This window comes from Deltaproteobacteria bacterium (genome assembly GCA_016875395.1).
Lineage (GTDB): Bacteria > Myxococcota_A > UBA9160 > UBA9160 > UBA6930 > VGRF01.
The window spans coordinates 1-1,136 of sequence record VGRF01000094.1; the positions used below are offsets into that span (position 1 = coordinate 1).

General features: G+C 62.4%; 1 protein-coding gene. It reads right to left on the reverse strand.

Going from position 1 to position 1,136, the window contains the following annotated elements; translation table 11 throughout:
• Positions 1-1,136, reverse strand: a 1,136-nt coding sequence (locus FJ091_22310) for a YceI family protein (GenBank protein MBM4386083.1), incomplete at both ends; no start/stop codon positions are given.

Here is a 1,136-nt window from a genome sequence, read left to right on the forward strand (position 1 = left end):
ACTCTGGCCGGCGCCACTCTGGCCGGCGCCACTCTGGCCGGCGCCACTCTGGCCGGCGCCACTCTGGCCGGCGCCACTCTGGCCAGCGCCACTCTGGCCGGCGCCACTCTGGCCGGCGCCACTCTGGCCGGCGCCACTCTGGCCAGCGCCACTCTGGCCAGCGCCACTCTGGCCAGCACCACTCTGACCAGCACCACTCTGACCAGCACCACTCTGACCAGCACCACTCTGGCCAGCACCACTCTGGCCCTGCTGTTGCCCCGAGGATGGCGACGAACGCACGTTTGGAGGAAGTCCTCCCGAACCCGTTGGTCCGCCCGAGCCCGTGGGCGAGTAGCCAGCGTTCACCAACGGCTGCGCTGCCTTCGCAATCCCCTCTATATCCAGAAGCACTTCCACCTTCCCCCCAAACTCACTGTCAGGTGGGAACTTCAGTCCAAAGTCCGTTGGATTCAGATCGAAACGCACTTCGAACCCAGCACAGTTGCCAAGCGATGTCCGCGACTGCCCCGTCCGTGAAGCTCGCACGGTGATCGGTCGCGTCTTGCCTGCGATTGTCAACTCTCCATCGAGCGAAAAGGAGTCGCTCGAAACCTGCGATCCGGAGAGCGATGTCGTCGTCAGCACAAACTCGGGGTTCTTGTTGGTATTCAGGAACGCGGATCCCATGTGCACGCGAGCAAAGTCCTCGCCATCGCAGTCAAGCGATTTCGCCCCCACCCGCACGGTGAGTTGAGGCCAGTTTCCCTGCGTCAGCGCGAAGGAGCCTGACACATCGTGGAAAGCGGCCCAGTACTGCCCCGCCTTCGCGTGTTGCACGCCGACGAATGCAGAACTGTAGAGATCGTCGATAGCGAAATGCTGCAGTCCTGCTGGTGGCGGCACATAGCGGTAACTCCCATTGTTGTCTGCGGCGATCTGCTTGCAAATCTGCTCTCCCATCTGATCGTGGAAGCAGATCGTGTTGATCTCCACCTTCTTGGCAGGATTGCCTGCTGCGATGACTGCACCAGAACTTGCAGCGTCGAAGACGCCGTCCGTCATCAGGAAGATCGCTTCGGGTTTCAGGCGCCGCAGCGCGATGTCAAGCGCACCACTCGGATCGGTGCCCCCACCAGAATTTGGTCCGAAGGCGG